Raw genomic sequence first — 19,225 nt, 5'->3', positions numbered from 1 at the left:
CCTAGGCTCCACGCCGCGTTTGCCATCCGATCAGACTGAAACACGCGAACACTACTGCAGCAACACAAACAATGGATGGCCCTGCAGGCGTATCAAACATGTAAGCAGCCCGTAGCCCGGCGATTGCGGAGAATGCGCCAATCGCCGCCGCAATCAATGCCATCGCTTCCGGAGATCTGGCCAGACTGCGCGCAGCCGCCGCCGGGATGATCAGCAATGCAGCAATCAGTAGAACACCTACGACCTTTATCGCCACGGCCACTGTAACTGCCAGAGACAGCGTCAGGATCAACTGCTCTCGCTTGGGGTCAAAGCCGCTGGCATAGGCCAACTCTTCATTCATGGTCGCCGTCAAAAGCTGCGACCAGCGCCATACGATCAGGGCCACGACAAGCGCTGCGCCCCCCCAGATCACAACCAGATCGGTGCGTGACACGGCCAGAATATCACCGAAGAGATAGGCCATCAGGTCGATGCGAACACCGGACAGGAACGATACGGCGACTAGACCGAAGGCAAGTGCAGAATGTGCTAGAACACCCAGCAGTGTATCCATCGCGTAGCCACGTCCGGACAACAGTGTCACGGTAAGTGCCATTGCAAGCGCAACAGCTAGCGCCCCAGTAAAGATGGACAGCTGAAACGTCAGCGACAAAGCGACACCCAGGATTGCCGCATGGGCGGTGGCATCCCCGAAATAGGCCATTCGACGCCAGACAACAAAACACCCCAGCGGTGCCGCAGCAAAAGCAACGCCAACACCTGCAAGCGTCGCGCGCGTCATGAAATCATCCAGCATTATTCTGCGGCTTCCTGAGAGGTTTCACAGTGACCGTGATCGTGATCATGGTCGTGATCATGGCGATAGAGGGCCAGTGCGCCTCCGGTACCCGTTCCGAACAGGGCCCGATATTCCGGGGCCGAAGCTACGACTGCGGGGGACCCTTGGCAGCACACATGACCATTGAGGCAGATCACCCTGTCCGACGCGCTCATGACCACGTGCAATTCATGGCTGATCATCAGTATGGCGCATCCGGTTTCACGCCGGACCTCCTCGATCTGACGATAAAACGCCGCAGACCCCGGTTGGTCGAGACCCTGAGTGGCTTCGTCCAAAAGCAGAACGTCGGGCCGATTGATCAACGCCCGCGCCAGCAAGACGCGCTGAAACTGTCCGCCTGACAATTGCGACATTTGGCGCTTTAGCAGATCCGGCACCCCAGCAGTTTCAAGCGCTTCTGTACATTGAAGCCTAGAGACACGATCCGTCAGACGCATGAATCTTTCGACTGATATCGGCAGGGTCGGATCAATGTGCAGTTTTTGGGGGACATACCCGATTTTTAGCCCAGGCTTCAGTGTAACCTTACCTTCCGCAGGCTTGGTCGCGCCAATGACGGCACGCAACAGGCTGGTCTTTCCCGATCCGTTTGGACCAACGATCGTCACGATTTCACCAGCCTCAATCGTCATGCCGACATGGCGCAGAACGGTATTCGCGCCATAACGCACGCTGAGATTTTCAACGGTGATCAGGGTCATGTCTACGCCTTCTCGGTGCAGTCTGGGCAGAGTCCCTCGGCTTCTACAACGGTTCGTTCGATTTCGAAACCCGCCGCGCGCGCGGCTGCGCCGAGGACGCCATTGGACGGTGCCGACTGAGCTTCGGCGACAGCGTCGCATTTTCTGCAGATCATGAAGGCCGGGGAATGGACCTCTCCGGGATGAGAGCAGGCCACAAAGGCGTTCAAACGTTCAATTTTATGGACGAACCCGTACTGGACCAGAAAATCCAGCGCGCGATAAGCCACCGGCGGCTGCGAGCCAAAACCGGCTTCGCGCAAACGATCAAGTATAGCGTAAGCCCCAAGCGACTTGTGATCTTGCAACAGCATTTCAAGAACTTTTCGCCGCACAGGGGTTAGCCGCAACCCTTCTTCCCTGCACCGAGCATCCGCTGTGGCCAACGCCGTTTCGACGCAATTCTTGTGATCATGCTCCTGAAATCCTACCGGCGCATCTTCAACAACCGAAATAGGGTGCGTCTCGCTTGTCATGTTACTCCATATCATATAGGTCGGTCGTAATGTTATAAAATCACATAGAGAACCTGATGTCCAGAAAGTTGCTCCCACTAGCCATGACCACTGCATTGATGGCCGGAACCGCCGTGGCGGATGCACCCAAGGTTGCGGTTGACATCGCACCCGTTCACTCATTGGTGGCCCGGGTGATGGAAGGTGTCGGAACACCTGATCTGATCATACAACCTGGCGCATCGCCTCACGAATACAACCTTCGTCCATCAGAAGCAGCCGCACTGCAAGAGGCCGATCTGGTATTCTGGATTGGCGAGGACCTGACCCCTTGGATGGAAGGCGCTGTCGATACGCTCAGCGCTGGTGCATCGGTTACGGAATTGCTTGAGTCGGACGGAACGGTTCTGCTTGATATCCGTGAAAACGCAGCATTCGAAGCGCATGACCATGGCGACGAAAAAAACAACGATGATCATGCAGAGGACGAAGAGCATGATGAGCATAGTCACGAGGAAGAGCATACTCATGATGATCAAGAAGCTCATGAGGGCCACGCACATGGCGCGCACGATCCTCATGCCTGGCTCTCTCCGGCAAACGCGGAAATCTGGCTGAACACGATCGCCGCGCAGCTTTCTGCAGCTGACCCAGACAACGCAGATGCCTACTTTGCAAACGCAGCAGCCGCGCGTGAAGAAATGGCCACTCTTTCAGCGGAAGTGACCGAAACACTGGAACCAGTCAAAGGTGGCAGCTTTATCGTATTCCACGATGCCTATCAGTATTTCGAAGATGCCTTTGGCTTCCCGGCCTCGGGCGCAATTTCCCTCAGCGACGCGACTGCCTCAAGCCCGGCAAGGATCGCCGAAATTCAAAGCCGTATCCGCGACGAAGGTGTGGATTGTGTTATGACCGAACCGCAGTTCAACCCCGGGATCGTCACAACCGTTCTTGAAGGTACTGAAGCCAAAACCGGCATCATGGACCCGCTCGGATCTGATCTGGAACCCGGAGCGGATCTTTACCCGCAACTCATCCGCAATCTGGCCAAAACACTGTCTGAGTGCCTCTGACTCAATCAACAGCCCGGTCGGGATTTGGTTCCAACCGAGCTGAAGTCTGAGTGGTCTTTCCGCTCATCGCTCCGACAAAGTCATCAGTATTCGGCTACCGGCCTCCCTAAGCTGCCCAATTTGGCGGTTAAGCTGCCGGCGCAAGTCAATCATCGCCAGCGGACTTTCGATGCCGCGCTCGACCATAGGTTGGATCACGCCAATCTATTCCTCCAGAAACGCCGCCTCCACACCTGTACGGTCGGGAAGATCAAATTCTTGTCCGGATATCTGAGCCTCAAGTCTCGCGCGCGACGCGATCGCAATCGCCCGTCGTGGCCTGCCAATCGCCTAGATCACGCCACGAATACGAAAGGGAAGGGCAGATCGACCAAAGCAACCAGCGAGGCAGACGTAAAGAAATCCCGGACAACCTCAAAATCCCGAAGGATCCAGGCCATGCGTCCATTCTGCCCGCCCCGGGCTTACATTTTAAGCGCCATCAACTGATTGAACAGCCGTTCGGTGATCTTCAGGTCCGCCCATTTTCCCGCTGTATCGATGAACCGTGTCCACAGGTTCTTGATCAGGAAATCGAACAACAGTGCAAGGCCAACCCCGACGACTAGAGCCAGCAAGCTATCAACCACTTCGTTTGGCAGAATGGGGTCATGAACGACCATGGTGAACCGCGACGTCACCAGCCCAAGCACGCTTGTCACCATCGCGGCCAATAGGATCTGAATGTAGACCCCGCGCAGATCGCTGAACGCGGACCAAAACCGATGACCTTGTGGCCTAAACGATTCTCGTTCCAGCGGCGCGAGCATTATGCTCGCAATATCCTGCGCGTCTTGCGCAGTCGTGTTTCCTGTCGCCGCCAGATCTGAGGTTCGCTGAATCCGCTGCTGGCATCGATCACAAGAAAGCGTCGGTGTCTTCTCGATCCAGAACCACTAAAGGTTGAACATCTGGGGCAAACGCCAGGACCAGAAACAAGTTCAGGTCCAGTTTCAGTAACCGCGCTTTCCCAAAACCTGACTGTAGCCCACCGCTTCCACTGCGCTGACCGCCTAGGCGACTTCATTGCCCTAGAACACCCGAAAGATATCCACCTCGGACAACCCAAGACCCAAATGCTCTGTCAGTAGTCGGAGGTGCGTATTCAGCGGGTTAGTCGCAGTCGGGTTCACGACGGATATCACAAGGTTGGATCGGTCGGCTGTGCAACACCCAACGCGTCCAGGATATCGCCCGTGACCGCCAGCACGGCATATTCTGCACGACGTGCCTGAGCCTCAAGCTGGATCACCCGAACCTGCGCAAGATTCAACTCGCGCAACGCATCCAATATCTGTACCAGCGTGCTGCGCCCGATATCAAACTGTCCACGAGCTGCATCCAGCGCTTGCTCATTGATCTCGACAGCGCGCCGGGCTGTGGCGAGCCGTCGCTGAATTGAATTGGTCTCTTCCAAGGCCTGGGAGAGATTACGTTGCAACTCGCGCCGCAATTCTTCTTCATCAGCCCGGCTTTGTTGAAGATTCGCCCTTGCGGTTTCGACATTGGCGCGCGCGGATCCCCCTTGGTAAATCGGGACCGTTACACCCAATCGGGCCTGCACACCGTCGTCGATACTGCCCTGGTCGAAATCTGTCTCAAGAATCGCAGAGAGTGTTGGGCGGGTCGCTCTTTCAGCAACCACAACCTCTTGCGCACGCACTTGACTGAAGGCGACCTGAGTACGCAGACGCGGGCTGCGTGCAACCATTTGCTGCGAGGTGGCCGCTGCCAGAATGGGTGCGGGGGGGATGGTCGGAATAGCACCGGGTCGCGTTCCGAAGACTTCGACCCATGTTGCCGTCGCCAGTTCCACATCCGTCTGAGCCTGCGCTAATTCTGTCTCGGCATTAGACTTCCGCCCCTGCCCCGCCAGCAAATCCGCCACCGACCCCGCCCCGGCATCAAAACGGGACTGGAGGTCGCTGACCAAAACGTCCGTACGATCCAGATTCTGCTGGGCTTGTTCTTCGAGGCGGCGATTTCGATCCAGATCAATTATGGTTTCGATGGCCTCGAAGCTCAGCGCGCTCAGCTCTGACAATTCGTTTAACCAGGTCTGCCGGGCTTCAATCTGACGCAAACCCACACGACCCGAGACTTTGCCACCATCATAGATGATCTGGCTAAGCCGCAGGATCGGTACTGTATCCCCATCGGACGTCAGGGATGTCTCGGCCTCGATCTGCGGCAGGAATGCACCCTGCTCGGCATCAATGCGGGACTTCGAGGCCAGAACGCTGGCGGCTCCGGCTGCGGTGGTGGGCGATGTCGCGACAGACCTTCGCACCAACTCAGCGAATTCAGTGCGTGCAACATTTCCCTTCAGATTATTCCCCCCCGATAAGGGGGCGGGGGCTGGTGTCGCCCCGGGATCAAAGGACTTGGTTCCCTGTAAATCCTGACTGCAGCCCGCCAAAATAATAGTGGCTATCACAACCGACAACCATGCCCTCATCCCGCCAAAGCTCCTGATTTCAACTCTGAGATAAGCAACAAATTTCCAGTCAGTTAATCGTGGAACTTGTTGCCCGCATTTTGCGTTACAGGAGAAAGTGCGGTAAAAAAGTAACCATATTCTTTACGAGTTTAATGTTCTGGCACGACATCAGTTTATCAAGATGCGGGTCCAGAAAAATCAAGCGGAGCAAAGGCGCAGATCCAATCTGGTAATCCGCGAGCTTTCGGCCGCCAGCCATGTTCTGTTCGGCAAGTTTGATTCAACCAATCACAACTCATCCAACCTTGTTGCCTTGGCTCCAGACACCGCGCAAAACTGGTGTTTGACCCATGCGACGCACACGCAGAACGTCACCGCGCAGACCTACATTCAGGATGCCACGGTCATCAAGACCGACAGCCATTGCAGGATTACGTGTAACCGTGGCCACAGCACGTGGCAGGTCGTCCCAAACACTGGCAAGATGAAAAGCCGACAGCAGTAGCGCAGAGGGCACATAGTCGGAAGACACAATTTCCAGAAGATCGGCCTTTGCAAGATCTTCAGCCGCGACATTGCCGGAATGCGAGCCGCCACGGATCAGATTCGGGGCACCCATCATGACGGCGATGTTGCGGGTACGGCAGGCCTCGGCCGCCTCGAACGTGGTTGGGAATTCGGCGAAAGCCACACCATTTTCGGACGATTTTTCGACATGCCGCGCCGTGGTATCGTCATGGCTGGCCAGCGCGGCGCCAAGACGGGCGGCCTCGATCACTGCACCGGCTTCGTGCTTTTCTCCGAAACGCTGCTGTAGACCACGCAGGTTCTCGACATGTGTAACGAAATCGGCGTCGGTCATACCGCGCTTTTTGGCGACATAGGTCTTCAATGCACTCAGATCGCTGAATTGACGTTGACCCGGCGTGTGGTCCATCAGACTGACAATGCCAACCCTGTCTTCCGGCCCGAAGGTCGCCAATTCCTCAAGCAGTGTCTCCGAGCAGATCTCGGCTCGCAGGTGAAGGAAATGGCTGATCTTGAAATAGCCTGCGGCGCGCGCCGACAACAGTTCGTCCGCCAGTTTGCGGGCATAATCGATGTAACGGCCCTTGCCGCTGTGAATGGAACCTACTCGCATGGCGTCGAACACGGTTGTGATTCCGGTCGAAGCCAGCTCGCTATCATGCGCGATCAGGGCCGGAAGATGAGGCCAGTCCACTTCTGGGCGAGGCTCGATATGACGTTCGATATTGTCGGTGTGCAGCTCGACCAGTCCCGGAAGGATGTAATCACCTGCACAATCGACTGCGCCGGTCGGAACATGATCCCCTTCGGTGATCTCGGAAATGACGCCCTGTTCGATTGTCACCGAACCGGTTACTACCCGATCGGGCATCACAAGCTGGGCATTCGCAAGGCACAGATTATCTGACATATCGCTGTCACAAGCCTTTGCCAAAGAGGGCGCGGGAAAAGGGGAATTCATGTCATACTCTCGATTTGCAATCTACTACGTGCCGCCCGAAGGACCATTGGAACAGTTCGGCGCGCGCTGGCTGGGATGGGATGTCGTGCAGGGCTGCGAGGTGCCTCAGCCCGATCTGCCCGATTTGCATGACGTTACGATGACACCGCGCAAATACGGCTTTCACGGAACGCTGAAACCACCCTTTCAACTGGCCGGAGGTTATTCGCTTGAAGCCCTGAAAGCGGCGGCGTCTGAGATGGCCGCTGGCCTGGCGCCTTCGAGCTGTGAAGGGCTGAGTCTGACGAGGCTGGGCCGGTTTCTCGCCTTGACCCCACAGGGCGATGTTAGCGGCTTGCAAAGAATTGCTGCGGCCTGTGTACGTGAGCTTGACCCGTTTCGCGCCCCAACCAACGAGGCTGAACTTGAGCGGCGGCGCGGTGCAAGGCTGAGCCAACGTCAGGACGCACTGTTGATCGAGTGGGGTTATCCCTATGTGATGGACGAGTTTCGGTTTCACATGACGCTGACAGGTCGGCTGCCGAATGGTGATATTCCTGTATGGACCGAGGCGCTGCGCCGCCATTTGCCAGCCTTGCCCGAGCCCTTCGTCATCGACCAAATTGCCTTGTGCGGCGAGCGCATTGATGGGCGTTTCGAGCTTATTCATCGGTACGCGCTCGCTGGTTGAAGGACCCCTGCGGCGCGCGCAACCGTCTCGGCCAGTGGGCCATCGTTGGAAATGGTGATAACGTCCAACCCATCGGGCAAGGGTTTTTCTGCCTGAGCAAGCCGATTTGCAATCTCACTATCGCTTTCTCGGCCGCGAGTCGCCAAACGCCGAGCAAGAGTTTCCGGCTTCGCGGTGATATTCAGGACAATGAAGCGCGGGAATTTTTCTGCGGCCTCGAGCAGAGCTTTACGGGAGAAATTTGCCAGACAATCTGCGCCATCACTCAGCCGATCTTTGACGGCAACCGGTATCCCGTAGCAAAGCCCATGAGCAACCCAATGCACCGCAAAGGCACCATTCGCTGCCATTTCTTCAAATTCGGCGATTTCGACGGCGTCATAGTCTTCCCCGCCCAACTCTGGTGCCCGGGTGATGACGCGGCGCACCAAATGCAAATCGGGCAACAAGTCACAAAGCCCTAGCATCACACTGTCTTTGCCAGCCCCCGACGGGCCAACCACAGCGATGAGGCGACCCCGGGTCATGCCGCGACCTCGGGTGAAAACTGACTGGCGTCGATTTCGCGATCACAAACGCGCGCCCTAGCCGCTTCGTCATGGAAAATGCCGATGATTGCAGTACCACGCGCCTTTGCCTCTTCGATGAGCCTTAGAACAACCTCGCGATTGGCCGCATCCAGACTGGCAGTCGGCTCATCCAACAGCATCGCGGGATAGGTATGGGCGAACCCGCGTGCGATGTTGACACGCTGCTGTTCACCACCCGAGAAGGTAGTCGGTGAAAGGGTCCAGAGCCGCTCGGGAATGTTCAGTTGCCGCAACAAAGCTTCAGCCCGCGCCTTCGCGTCAGCAGCGGAAATGCCCACAGCCCGCAAGGGCTCGGCCACGACATCGACGGTGGGCACGCGCGGAACCACGCGGAGAAACTGGCTGACATAACCCAGAACCTCGCGGCGCAGGGCGATAACTGTCCGAGGCTCTGCCTGCACGATATCCACATCACCGATGCGAATTTCTCCGCTTCGGGCCAGATAGTTGCCATAGATCATACGCATGAGGGTGGACTTGCCCGCTCCAGACGCGCCCGTCAGCGCTACGCATTCGCCCGGAGAGACCGAGAAGGATACATCGCTCAGCACCTCGATCACGGCCGCACCTTGATTATGGAGAGTGAAAGTCTTTGAGACGTTGTTAAGCTCAATCATTGCTCACACCTGCAAAACGGAACTGACAAGAAGTTGGCTATAAGCGTGTTGCGGGTCATCCAGCACTTGATCGGTCAGGCCTGCCTCGACCACGCCGCCCGATTTCATCACCATCAACCGATCTGCCAGCAGGCGCACCACGGCCAGATCATGCGTGACGATGATCGCCGACAAGCCCATGTCGCGAACTAACCCACGCAACAAGTCAAGCAACCGCGCCTGAACGGACACGTCCAGACCGCCCGTTGGCTCATCCATGAACACCAGCCGAGGACCGGTCACGAGGTTTCGTGCAATCTGCAGGCGCTGCTGCATCCCACCCGAAAAGGTCGTCGGGCGATCATCCACACGGGAGGCATCGATCTCCACTCGTTGCAACCAATCCGTGGCCTTGCCGCGAATGTCGCCATAGTGGCGCTCCCCCACGGCCATCAGCCGTTCACCCACATTGCCCCCAGCACTGACGCCCATGCGAAGACCGTCGCGGGCATGTTGGTGGACAAAGGCCCAATCGGTGCGGCTCAGCATCCGGCGTTCGGGCTCGGACATAGTCACGGTATCCTGCGAACCATTCGCGCGGGTGTCGAACACAACCTCTCCGGCATCCGGGGTCAGATGCCCGGCCATGCAGTTCAACAAAGTCGATTTGCCTGACCCGCTTTCGCCGACGATCCCCATGACCTCACCGGGATAGAGGTCGAATGACACATCGGCACAGCCAATATGTGGGCCATAGCGCTTTGTGATGCCCCGAACAGACAGCAAAGGTGTCATGCGGCGTCCTTTCCTTTGTGGCCCGCCGCCTGGCGCGCCTCGCAATAGTCGGTATCCGAGCAGACAAACATCCGCCCGCCCGCGTCGTCGATGATCACCTCGTCAAGATAGCTGTCTTCGGCCCCGCACAAGCTGCAGGCGTGTTCGGCTTTGGACGCCTCAAACGGGTGATCCTCGAAATCCAGCGAGACAACCTGTGTATAGGGCGGCAGTGCATAAATCCGTTGCTCACGCCCCGCTCCAAACAGCTGGATCGCAGCCATGTCACCCAATTTCGGGTTATCGAATTTCGGGATTGGCGACGGGTCCATCACATAGCGGCCCTCGACCTTCACGGGGTAGGCATAAGACGTCGCGATATGCCCGTGCCGACTGATGTCTTCGTACAGCTTCACATGCATCAGCCCGTATTCTTCAAGGCTGTGCATCTTACGAGTTTCGCTCTCTCGCGGCTCGAGAAAACGCAAGGGTTCGGGGATCGGGACCTGATAAACAAGGATTTGGCCCTCTTGCAATGGCTCCTCGGGAATCCGGTGGCGGGTCTGGATGACGGACGCCTCGCTGGTCGTCGTGGTCGTTTCCACCCCCGCAGTGCGCTCAAAGAAGGTACGGATCGAGACCGCGTTTGTGGTATCGTCTGAGCCCTGATCGATCACTTTGAAGGTGTCATCCGGGGTCAACACAGCGGCCGAGACCTGCACACCGCCCGTTCCCCAGCCATAAGGCATGGGCATCTCGCGCGACGCAAAGGGCACCTGATAGCCCGGAATTGCCAAACCCTTCAGGATCGCACGGCGGATCATCCGCTTGGTCTGTTCGTCCAGATAAGCAAAGTTATAGGCGTTCATTCCGCAGCCTCCTGCACCTGATCCGCGCCCGCTTCACGGCGCAGTTTGCGCACCAGTTCCAGTTCAGACTGGAAATCGACGTAATGCGGCAGCTTGATATGTTCCAAAAAGCCCGTCGCCTGAATATTGTCCGCGTGATAGAGGACAAATTCGGCATCCTGAGCCGGTGCGCCTACGTTGTCCTCACCCAGCTCTTCCCAGCGCAATGCGCGGTCGACGAGGGCCATCGAAATCGCCTTGCGTTCCGTCTGACCAAACACAAGCCCGTAACCTCGAGTGAATTGCGGCGGCTCGGTTTTAGAACCCTTGAACTGGTTGACCGTCTCGCATTCGGTCAGAACGACCTCACCGATTTCAACGGCAAAGCCCAGTTCAGGGATCTCCATTTCGACCGGCACGGACCCGATCCGAAGCTCACCGACAAAGGCATGATTGCGCGCGTACCCGCGCTGTGTGGAATAGGCCAGACCGAGGGTGAAGCCTTCGTCCGAGCGGGTCAGGGCTTGCAGGCGCAAGGCGCGATCGGCGGGCATCTCAAGCGGCTCGCGGGTCAGATCAGGTGGCGGCGTATCGTCATGCGGCGCTTCCTCGATCAGACCTTCGCGATTGAGGAAATCCGTGACGTGCGGCACATCGCCCGGTTCCGCTTCGCGAACAGGGGCTTCGGGCACTTCACCATCAGCGGCCAGTTTGAAATCCAGCAAACGATGCGTGTAATCGAAGGTCGGCCCCAGCACCTGCCCGCCCGGCAAATCCTTGAAGGTTGCCGAGATGCGCCGGTCACAGGCCATTGCGCCGGTATCAACAGGCTCGGAGGCACCAAAACGCGGCAGAGTGGTGCGATAGGCACGGATCAGGAAGATGGCCTCGATCAAATCCCCGCGCGCCTGCTTGATCGCAAGCGCGGCCAGATCCGGATCGAACAACGAGCCTTCGGCCATGACCCGATTGACCGCAAGGCTCAGCTGTTCGCGGATTTGCGCGATGCTCAGTTCCGCCACATCGGTATCACCGCGGCGTTCTTCGGCAAGCCAAGCGTGGGCGTTCTCAATCGCGCGCTCACCGCCTTTTACTGCGACATACATCAGGACACCTCGGTCGTTCTTGGCAAAGCCGCTAGGCGGCTGCCATTCGTGAAGATGAAGTCGAGCCCCAGTGGATATAGCGTCTGATTATGCTGAAACGCCTCAAGCTCGGGCAATGAAAGCGCGGCTTTATCCTTGATTCCCGGACCTGTCAGTGTCGCCCCTGAAGCGATGAGTTCGGGGCATTCCACGATCAACGTGACAGAACGATCCGGATATTCAGACGTCCCGATCGGGTATGCGTTCAATGGTCCCAGATCCGACCACGCACCAATGGCAAACATACAATGCGACGGGCCGGTCAGCGGTGCGCCTGTGTGGAATGCAAGCCAGCTGCGTACGGCGTCGCAATCTAGCGCACCTGCCAGATAAACGGGCGTCTCAGTGTCGCAAAGCGTCAACAACACCGCACCTGCTGCTGGTGACATTGGGGCCGGAGGAACTGCGCCAGAAATCTCTTGCACGGTACCAGGACGCGCCATTGCTTCCATCACGCTGCGAAAGGCGTGGGCAGATTGGATCGCGGGATCCTTGAAACCGCCGATCAGGGCTTCTGACTGCATCAATCCTCTCCTCGTACCATGGTGAAGAAATCAACCTTAGTGGCTGCGGCTTTGGCGGCACGCGCGGCCTTTGCATTGGTCAGCTCATCTCGCAAAGGGGTCAGCACTTTTGTGCGCAACAGATCAGACACATCTGTCTGCATCAGTGCATCAACCAGCGCGGCGACTTCGGCATCTTCTTTCCGACGGCCTTGTATATAGGCATGTCCGACTTCGCCCGCTCCCAGAGTCAGCGCACAGCGTGTTACCGTCATTTCGCCCAGATTGAACGGCGCACCGGTCCCGCCAGCGCGAGCCCGAACCATGGTGCTGCCAATCTCAGGAGCACGCAGCCATGTGAAGCCGGGGCGAGGCATCGCTGCATCCAATAGGGCGGCCACGCGCCCCTCCGGCGCTTTGGCCAGCAGGCTCATCCAAGCCTTCCGGTCCGCGTTTTCATCAAAAGTGTCTTTCATCTCGACAACTTTTCCATATACTATACAACTATACACATCTTATCATATTTGCCGCCGTCAGACAGAGGAATTTTGTGAAACTTGCGTGACACTCCCACCAAAACCCCGATCTGGAAGGCCATCGCCGACGCACTTCGCAGCGATATGGCCGAAGGGCGCTATGGCCCGGGTGATAAGCTGCCAACCGAAGCGGCACTGGCAGAGCGGTTCGGTGTGAACCGCCATACGGTGCGTCACGGCATCTCGGCCCTTGTGGATGAGGGCCTAATCCGAACGCGCCGGGGCGCGGGCGCTTTTGTGGCAGCCACGCCCACCGATTACCCCATCGGCTCGCGGGTGCGATTCCATGAAAACCTCATCGCTGCTGGTCGCAGACCAGAAAAGAGGGTGCTTCATGTTGAAGAACGGGCAGCGACCGAGGGCGAGGCCACCGCACTGACCGTTTCACCCGGTGATCAGATCTGTGCGTATCACGGCCTCTCATTGGCGGACGGGCACCCGATTGCCGTGTTTGAAAGCATGTTTCCCCTTGAGCGCCTGCCTGGCATCACTGCTGCGCTGCAAGAGACCAGCAGCGTTACCGAGGCATTAAACAGGTCGGGCGTCACTGACTATACTCGGGCCTCAACCCGTCTGACGGCCACGCGCGCAACGGCCACCCAAGCGCTACATCTGCAGGTTTCAGAAGGTGATCCGCTGCTTAGATCATCCGGGGTGAATGTGGACGAAAAGGGACAACCGGTTGAATTTGGCCGAACCTGGTTTGTTGGAGATCGGGTGACACTGACCCTTGAGAGTTAAGGCTCGTATTTCTCCAGAAACGCATCAGCCGTAAGAGCACGGAAATCGTCGAGCGCCAACCGCAACTTGTCATGAGACCAATTCCACCAGGCCAATGCGATCAACCGATCGGCGATGTGTCGTGGCTGACGCAGTCGCAAGGGTCTTGCAGGTTTACCGGCAACAATTGTGTAGGGGTCTACATCCTTCGTCACCAAGGCACCCGCAGCCACAACAGCCCCGTCACCCAGTGTGACCTCGGGCTTTATCATCGCGCCTGCGCCAATCCATGTATCGTTCCCGATATGGACAATTCGGGATTTGCGGTGACTGAAAAACACCTCGTCCCGATCCGCATCGTCCCAATAATCGTTCGAGCGATACAGGAAATGGTGACAGGACGCCGTGTGCAGCGGGTGATCAGTCGCGCCGATCCGCGAAAACGCGGCGATGTTGGCGAACTTACCGACCTTCGCGTTGGCGATGTCGGCATAACGATCGCAATAGCTGTAGTCGCCCATTTTTGTATGTACGACGCGACTGCCCTTGCCGATTTCAACATAGGCCCCGAACGTGCTTTCGGTAATCTCACATTCGGGGTGAATGCAGGGCTGTTCCGCTGAAAGCCGCGCCATCAGTCTTTCCGCCCGATCAGCTTACCGCGCAACCAGCCCGAGGCCCAATCCATGAACATCACCATGATGATGATCAGGACAATGTAATAGGCGACCTCTTCCCAATCTTTCTGCGTCTGGATGGCTTGCGTCAGCATCAGTCCGATGCCGCCACCGGTGATCGCACCGATGATCGTCGCAGAACGTGTATTGGATTCGAGGAAATATAGAATCTGGGCCAGCAGCACGGGAACAACCTGCGGGATCACCCCGAACCGGTATCGCTGTAGCGGTTTAGCCCCGGTCGAGGACACCCCCTCGATCTGTTTCTGATCAACGTTTTCCAACGCCTCCGAGAAGATTTTGCCAAACGTGCCTGTGTCGGTAATCAGAATCGCCAACGCGCCGGTCAATGGTCCGGGGCCAAAAGCCCGAGCCAGAACCACAGTCCAGATCAATGCGTCCACACCGCGCACAAAGTCGAAAAGACGGCGCGTTGCGGCGCGAAGCAACATGATCGGCGAAAACCGTTTGGCGGCGAGAAAGGCCAATGGCAGCGCGATCATCGCGGCACCCATCGTACCCAGAAATGCCATCAGGATCGTTTCTCCGATGGCCCAGGCCACATCCTTATGCCGCCACATCGCGTTGTTCCACCAGTCAGAGATTGCGCCTGCGATATTCGAACGGCTTGGATCGATCTGCGCGCCAAACAGGATCTCTCCAATCCCATGGCCGTGGTAGGGACTGTCAAGCGTGAACCAGAACAGCTCCCAACCCGGGAAATAGTTGAACACTTCAGTCCGAGCGCCCGTCATGGTGATCCGGCCCTCAGGCGTTGTGACGCCAACACGCCGTTCAGATGCGGAAATCCAGTCGGGCAGTTCAGAGGGCAGATTTGTCGTCAGGCGGCGTCCCTTGGCCTGCACTTCGATCAGCTGGAAATCGGGTATTTCAATCTCGGTCCGGTTGTCAGGCAGGAACCGCACGATATGATTGCGGCCCAGATCGATCGTCGTCACCTCTTCACCCGATACCCAGTCGGGACGTTTACCCTCGGGATAAGTGCCCTTACGCTCGCCCTCAACCGCATAGGTCACCTCACCGCTCCGATTATTGCGTGTGACATGCACTTTGTGTGACCAGCTATCAGAAGCCAGTGTAACGGCGTTGTCCAGATTGGCACGTTGCGCAAGGCCCGGCAAGTCGAAGGCGAAGAAGATGTAGGTGAGATAAACGAGGATCACGACGGGGATGCTAAAGCCGATCAATCGTTTACGCTGAAATAGCTTTTCGGCGTCAAGCTTGGCCTCGTCCAGCCCGAAGTTCCAATCAATTGTGGTCATTGGCCCTGCCCTTCGGTCAGACGGTTGCGGTAGCGGCTGGACACCTGATCGAAGAATACGATGGTGCTGAATAGCAGGATGAAAATCGCGCCGGCCTCGTCAAAACGACCCGGACCCCAAGCCATGGCATTGCGCAGTTCGTAACCCAACCCTCCCGCGCCGACGAAGCCCAGGATGGCAGAAGCGCGAATATTGATCTCAAATCGCAGCAACGTGTAGCTGATATAGTTTGGCGCGACCTGTGGCAGGATACCCAGCATCATCTGTTTCGACCAAGTCGCCCCGGTCGAAGCCAACCCCTCAACCGGTTTCAGGTCAGCGTTTTCGGATACTTCCGAGAACATTTTACCAAGCGCCCCTGCGGTGTGGATTGAGATAGCGATCATCGCCGGCACCGGACCGCCCCCAAGGACGAAGATCAGCACAAGCGCGATAACGATTTCCGGCACTGCGCGCATAACATCCGAGATACGCCGGAAGACCGGGATCAATCGCGGCCATTTCGCCAGCCCGCGTATGCCGAGAAGCGACAGGATCAGGCCACCGATGGCCCCGATCAACGTGGAAACTGCGGCAATGTTCACCGTCTCAACCAGTGCAGGGAAGTACTTCACGATCAGGCCAGGCAGATCGGCCCGCTTTTCCCAAGCTTCAGACAGCACATCCGCCGGGTAATCACCGATCTGATGCAATCCGTCCCAGAACCCACCCGCGTTTCGGGAATCCGCAATGTTGAAACCTGATACCATCAGGACCACAAAGATCAGCAACGTCAGCCCGCCATAAAGCCTGCGCTTGTGAACTTGTGCCATATAGCTGGATTGAATGGTCTCGACGCCGCCTGGCGCCGCACCGATTGATAAATCTGCCATCCCTAGCCCCGAATGAATAAAGACCGGCAACCCCAATGGGTTGCCGGAAACGTCATGTGCGCGCGTTAGCCACCGATTTTGGCTTTGCGGGCCTCAACAATCGAGATGTAGGTGTCATGCGATACCGGCTGGAAACCCAGCGTCTCGCCTGCCGCCACACCATAAGCGCAATCGGGGTCACGCTCGTGCAGGCCATCGACAAGATCTGTCATGGTCGCACGGACATCGGCAGGCAACGCCTTGCGCAGAACCACAGGGCCTTCGGGGATAACGTTCGATTTCCAGATCTGGACCATGTCGTTCATGTCGACAAGACCTGCGTCAACCGCTTTGCGCAGGGCACCAGAATTGTATCCATCTTCCCAGTTACCCTGACCATCGGCCCAGGTCACACCACCATCAATGTCGCCATTATTCACAGCGACGATCGTCTGCTCGTGGCCACCAGTGAATTTGACCTCACCGAAATACTCACCCGACTCCATGGTGATACCTTCTTTGTATTGCGGGATTTCGATCGAGGGGATCAGATAACCTGAGGTCGAGTTCGGATCACCAAACCCAAACACTCTGCCTTTCATGTCGTCCAGTGAGGTGACGCCACTATCCTTGCGGGCGAACCCAATCGAGTGATACCCGATTGAACCATCCACATTGACCTTGATCAGAACGGGCTCAACTGCTTCGGGGTCTTGCAGATAGGTGGCTGCGTAAGAAGAGGCACCCAGCCATGCCATGTCGAGTGTACCGCCCAACAGGCCCTGTATCACACCGTTGTAATCCGCCGGGGCGAATAGCTTGGTCTCAACTCCTAACGCCTCAGAGGTATAGTCTGCAAGACACTGGTACGAGTTCATGCGGTCCTGGGCATTTTCACCACCGAGGATGCCAATGCGAAACTCGGTGATTTCTTCGGCAAGAGCAGCAGTGCTCAAAACGGTCGTGGCGGCAAACGCCAGTGCGAGGGTCTTTTTCATCATTTTCTCCGTTCGGTTAGATGAAGGTGGCCCGCGACGGACGCGGGGGAAACTGGCTCAGACGTAGGCTTCCGCTTCGCGGACCTCTGGCCTGTCCAGTGTTTCGATCTCGGTCGAGGTTGCGGCCTCGGAAAAGTCTGCACCTGCACCGTAGATGTCGCGCGCAACGCCCGTAGTCAGCTGCGCAGGTGTGCCGTCAAACACGATCCGGCCATCGCGCATTCCGATGACCCGGTCGCAATAGCGGCGAGCGGTATCCAGCGTGTGCAGATTGGCAATGACCATGCGGCCGTCTTCTTCGTGAATGGCGCGCAGCGATTGCATCACAACCTGCGCATTCATCGGGTCGAGCGAGGCGATCGGTTCATCCGCCAGAATGATCTTCGGGTCCTGCATCAGCGCGCGGGCGATGGCGACGCGTTGCTGCTGGCCGCCTGACAAGGCTTCGGCTCGCTTGGGTGCTTGCTCGGCAATGCCTAGCCGATCCAGAATTTCAATCGCCTTATGAATATCCGACCGCGGGTACAGGTTGAACATCGTCGAAAAGGTCGATTGCCTGTTCAGCGTGCCATGCAAAACGTTCGAGACGACATCCATGCGCGGTACAAGATTGAACTGCTGGAAAATCATCGCACAGCGCGATTGCCATTCGCGTTTGGCAGCACCGCGAAGCGCAGAGATCTCTTCGCCTTCAAAAGTAATTGTGCCGGTCGTTGCATCGCTCAGACGGTTGACCATGCGCAAAAGCGTGGATTTTCCAGCTCCGGAGCTGCCTATAATCCCGATCATGGTTGGCTTGTCGACAACGATATTCGCCGAATCCACGGCCCGTTTGTCACCAAACTTTTTGGTCAGCTTTTCAATTCTCAGCATATCGCCCCCATCGTTGCGAGGCGGATAGAACGTCAAAACAAAGGCTTCGTGACGCTTTTGAATCGTTTCGTTTACATCTACGCGAAAGATTTGTGACAGGCGCGATGATTGCCTGGTTCTGCGGTGTGTGGCGTTTCTCGCAGGACTCTGCGCGAGTTTTATCCACAGGGCGTCATAAAACTGTTACGCTTGAGCGCAGAAAGAACTAACCTTCACCTATGACCCGTCCTCATGCCAGCCTTCTTCTTCTATGCCTTGCGGTGCCTTCTACTGCGCAGTCTAAAATGGCGGATGTCAGCTGTGATGACAGCGCGCGGATGGCACAGACACTGAAACAGGTTCTGGGGGCCGAACGTCAGGGCATGGGTTTGCGCGATCCCGAAACAATGCTGGAGGTTTGGGTCAAACGTACAAGCGGAGACTGGATGATCGTTCAGAACTACGCCAACGGTACTTCATGCATCGTCGCGATGGGGGACCATTGGCAAGGTGAGGTGCGAGACCCGGCTTAGGCAAGTGTCAGCAGACCCCACGAACTGCAGACGCGCAATCTCGCTGCTTGTGTTGTTCCTTCTGAAGATCTCGCGAAGGGATCAGGTCAGTCCAGCAGCCCACGTTCGGTCAGGACTTTGCGCGCGACACGGAAGCATTCAAGAGATTGCGGGACGCCACAATAAATGCCAATCACATGAATGATTGATCGGATTTCCTCTTTGGTGACACCATTGTTCAACGCGCCGTTACAGTGGATTTCCCATTCATGCATCTTGCCGAGTGCCCCAATCATAGCGAGGTTCATCATCGAACGGGTCTTGTGATCGATCGTGTCATCCCCCCAGCCGAAGCCCCAGCACCAAGCAGTCATGTTCTCTTGGAATGAGCGGGTAAAATCATCCGCCGCTGCCAGGTTCTTCTCAACATACTCGGCGCCCAGCGTCGACTTGCGCTGCTTCAGGCCATGTTCAAACAGGTTATCGTCCATCATTCTCTCCTCAGGTGAAACGACCGATCTGCAACTTAGTCGGTCCTGGCTCGATATTCCGCTAAAGCCGCCGCCCCTGTCTTACAACCAACCCCA

23 protein-coding genes are annotated in these 19,225 nt (G+C 57.1%); 4 read left to right on the top strand and 19 right to left on the bottom strand.

Annotated features, from left to right (window positions below):
- Window position 1: 1 nt before the first annotated feature.
- Genes ACR0DK_RS07185 through ACR0DK_RS07175 form a run of 3 tightly spaced genes read right to left on the bottom strand, consistent with a single transcriptional unit; the run spans window position 2 to window position 2,060 of the window.
- The gene (locus tag ACR0DK_RS07185) at window positions 2-799 is read right to left on the bottom strand and encodes an iron chelate uptake ABC transporter family permease subunit (protein ID WP_480735419.1); all 798 of its coding nucleotides are present in this window, start codon (window positions 797-799) and stop codon (window positions 2-4) included.
- Window positions 799-1,545, bottom strand: coding sequence for a metal ABC transporter ATP-binding protein (locus tag ACR0DK_RS07180; protein WP_170407697.1), 747 nt, complete (start codon window positions 1,543-1,545; stop codon window positions 799-801). The genes ACR0DK_RS07185 and ACR0DK_RS07180 overlap by 1 nt, the downstream gene beginning before the upstream one ends.
- Before the next feature lie 2 nt (window positions 1,546-1,547).
- Entirely contained in the window at window positions 1,548-2,060 is a 513-nt protein-coding gene (locus ACR0DK_RS07175; protein WP_223118497.1) for a Fur family transcriptional regulator, read from the bottom strand.
- Between the two features lie 56 nt (window positions 2,061-2,116).
- Between ACR0DK_RS07175 and ACR0DK_RS07170 the strand changes: the two genes are divergently transcribed.
- Entirely contained in the window at window positions 2,117-3,115 is a 999-nt protein-coding gene (locus ACR0DK_RS07170; RefSeq protein WP_223118498.1) for a zinc ABC transporter substrate-binding protein, read from the top strand.
- Between the two features lie 464 nt (window positions 3,116-3,579).
- Here ACR0DK_RS07170 and ACR0DK_RS07165 read toward each other — a convergent pair whose 3' ends face one another.
- From ACR0DK_RS07165 to ACR0DK_RS07155, 3 genes are all read right to left on the bottom strand, one after another.
- Window positions 3,580-3,924: a hypothetical protein gene (locus ACR0DK_RS07165; protein WP_223118499.1), complete on the bottom strand. Its 345-nt coding sequence runs from the start codon at window positions 3,922-3,924 to the stop codon at window positions 3,580-3,582.
- A 371-nt stretch (window positions 3,925-4,295) separates the two neighbouring features.
- Complete coding sequence (locus ACR0DK_RS07160; protein WP_170732767.1) at window positions 4,296-5,444, bottom strand: TolC family protein; 1,149 nt, start codon at window positions 5,442-5,444, stop codon at window positions 4,296-4,298.
- Window positions 5,445-5,889: 445 nt separating this feature from the next.
- The gene (locus ACR0DK_RS07155; RefSeq protein ID WP_480735416.1) at window positions 5,890-7,032 is read right to left on the bottom strand and encodes an alpha-D-ribose 1-methylphosphonate 5-triphosphate diphosphatase; all 1,143 of its coding nucleotides are present in this window, start codon (window positions 7,030-7,032) and stop codon (window positions 5,890-5,892) included.
- 49 nt (window positions 7,033-7,081) lie between these two features.
- On the opposite strand from ACR0DK_RS07155, the gene ACR0DK_RS07150 reads away from it, so the two are divergent.
- A complete protein-coding gene (locus tag ACR0DK_RS07150) occupies window positions 7,082-7,753 on the top strand; it encodes a DUF1045 domain-containing protein (protein WP_170512023.1) in 672 nt (223 codons plus the stop codon).
- Here ACR0DK_RS07150 and phnN read toward each other — a convergent pair.
- Genes phnN through phnG form a run of 7 tightly spaced genes read right to left on the bottom strand, consistent with a single transcriptional unit; the run spans window position 7,729 to window position 12,685 of the window.
- Window positions 7,729-8,280: a phosphonate metabolism protein/1,5-bisphosphokinase (PRPP-forming) PhnN gene (phnN, locus tag ACR0DK_RS07145; protein WP_480735414.1), complete on the bottom strand. Its 552-nt coding sequence runs from the start codon at window positions 8,278-8,280 to the stop codon at window positions 7,729-7,731. The two genes, ACR0DK_RS07150 and phnN, sit on opposite strands and share 25 nt — an antisense overlap.
- Window positions 8,277-8,960 (bottom strand): phosphonate C-P lyase system protein PhnL, encoded by a 684-nt coding sequence (gene phnL / locus ACR0DK_RS07140; protein ID WP_170407674.1) that lies wholly within the window; start codon window positions 8,958-8,960, stop codon window positions 8,277-8,279. The genes phnN and phnL overlap by 4 nt, the downstream gene beginning before the upstream one ends.
- A gap of 3 nt (window positions 8,961-8,963) precedes the next feature.
- Complete coding sequence (gene phnK, locus ACR0DK_RS07135) at window positions 8,964-9,734, bottom strand: phosphonate C-P lyase system protein PhnK (RefSeq protein WP_480735413.1); 771 nt, start codon at window positions 9,732-9,734, stop codon at window positions 8,964-8,966.
- The gene (locus ACR0DK_RS07130) at window positions 9,731-10,582 is read right to left on the bottom strand and encodes an alpha-D-ribose 1-methylphosphonate 5-phosphate C-P-lyase PhnJ (protein ID WP_480735411.1); all 852 of its coding nucleotides are present in this window, start codon (window positions 10,580-10,582) and stop codon (window positions 9,731-9,733) included. Before ACR0DK_RS07130 ends, phnK begins: the two co-directional genes overlap by 4 nt.
- Window positions 10,579-11,667 carry a carbon-phosphorus lyase complex subunit gene (locus tag ACR0DK_RS07125; RefSeq protein ID WP_480735410.1) on the bottom strand — a complete coding sequence of 363 codons (1,089 nt, stop codon included), beginning with the start codon at window positions 11,665-11,667 and terminating at the stop codon, window positions 10,579-10,581. Before ACR0DK_RS07125 ends, ACR0DK_RS07130 begins: the two co-directional genes overlap by 4 nt.
- The gene (gene phnH / locus ACR0DK_RS07120) at window positions 11,667-12,230 is read right to left on the bottom strand and encodes a phosphonate C-P lyase system protein PhnH (RefSeq protein ID WP_170818202.1); all 564 of its coding nucleotides are present in this window, start codon (window positions 12,228-12,230) and stop codon (window positions 11,667-11,669) included. Before phnH ends, ACR0DK_RS07125 begins: the two co-directional genes overlap by 1 nt.
- Window positions 12,230-12,685, bottom strand: a complete 456-nt coding sequence (gene phnG, locus ACR0DK_RS07115; RefSeq protein ID WP_170394307.1) for a phosphonate C-P lyase system protein PhnG — start codon at window positions 12,683-12,685, stop codon at window positions 12,230-12,232. The genes phnH and phnG overlap by 1 nt, the downstream gene beginning before the upstream one ends.
- Before the next feature lie 81 nt (window positions 12,686-12,766).
- On the opposite strand from phnG, the gene phnF reads away from it, so the two are divergent.
- Complete coding sequence (phnF, locus tag ACR0DK_RS07110) at window positions 12,767-13,486, top strand: phosphonate metabolism transcriptional regulator PhnF (RefSeq protein WP_170509522.1); 720 nt, start codon at window positions 12,767-12,769, stop codon at window positions 13,484-13,486.
- On the opposite strand, the gene ACR0DK_RS07105 is transcribed toward phnF, so the two are convergent.
- From ACR0DK_RS07105 to phnC, 5 genes are all read right to left on the bottom strand, one after another.
- Window positions 13,483-14,100, bottom strand: a complete 618-nt coding sequence (locus ACR0DK_RS07105; RefSeq protein WP_170663538.1) for a DapH/DapD/GlmU-related protein — start codon at window positions 14,098-14,100, stop codon at window positions 13,483-13,485. The genes phnF and ACR0DK_RS07105 overlap by 4 nt on opposite strands.
- Complete coding sequence (gene phnE / locus ACR0DK_RS07100; RefSeq protein WP_170512037.1) at window positions 14,100-15,425, bottom strand: phosphonate ABC transporter, permease protein PhnE; 1,326 nt, start codon at window positions 15,423-15,425, stop codon at window positions 14,100-14,102. Before phnE (ACR0DK_RS07100) ends, ACR0DK_RS07105 begins: the two co-directional genes overlap by 1 nt.
- On the bottom strand, window positions 15,422-16,297 hold the full coding sequence (phnE, locus tag ACR0DK_RS07095; protein ID WP_480735407.1) for a phosphonate ABC transporter, permease protein PhnE: 876 nt from the start codon (window positions 16,295-16,297) through the stop codon (window positions 15,422-15,424). The genes phnE (ACR0DK_RS07100) and phnE (ACR0DK_RS07095) overlap by 4 nt, the downstream gene beginning before the upstream one ends.
- A 65-nt stretch (window positions 16,298-16,362) precedes the next feature.
- The gene (gene phnD / locus ACR0DK_RS07090) at window positions 16,363-17,274 is read right to left on the bottom strand and encodes a phosphonate ABC transporter substrate-binding protein (RefSeq protein WP_170509511.1); all 912 of its coding nucleotides are present in this window, start codon (window positions 17,272-17,274) and stop codon (window positions 16,363-16,365) included.
- Between the two features lie 57 nt (window positions 17,275-17,331).
- Window positions 17,332-18,147: a phosphonate ABC transporter ATP-binding protein gene (gene phnC / locus ACR0DK_RS07085; RefSeq protein ID WP_170394291.1), complete on the bottom strand. Its 816-nt coding sequence runs from the start codon at window positions 18,145-18,147 to the stop codon at window positions 17,332-17,334.
- A gap of 218 nt (window positions 18,148-18,365) precedes the next feature.
- On the opposite strand from phnC, the gene ACR0DK_RS07080 reads away from it, so the two are divergent.
- Window positions 18,366-18,659, top strand: a complete 294-nt coding sequence (locus ACR0DK_RS07080) for a hypothetical protein (RefSeq protein ID WP_170512044.1) — start codon at window positions 18,366-18,368, stop codon at window positions 18,657-18,659.
- A gap of 86 nt (window positions 18,660-18,745) precedes the next feature.
- Here ACR0DK_RS07080 and ACR0DK_RS07075 read toward each other — a convergent pair whose 3' ends face one another.
- Window positions 18,746-19,132, bottom strand: a complete 387-nt coding sequence (locus ACR0DK_RS07075; protein WP_480436495.1) for a carboxymuconolactone decarboxylase family protein — start codon at window positions 19,130-19,132, stop codon at window positions 18,746-18,748.
- Window positions 19,133-19,225: the final 93 nt, after the last annotated feature.

The sequence above is a fragment of the Ruegeria sp. CE6 genome (genome assembly GCF_056537485.1).
This window is presented reverse-complemented; position numbering and strand designations above follow the sequence as displayed.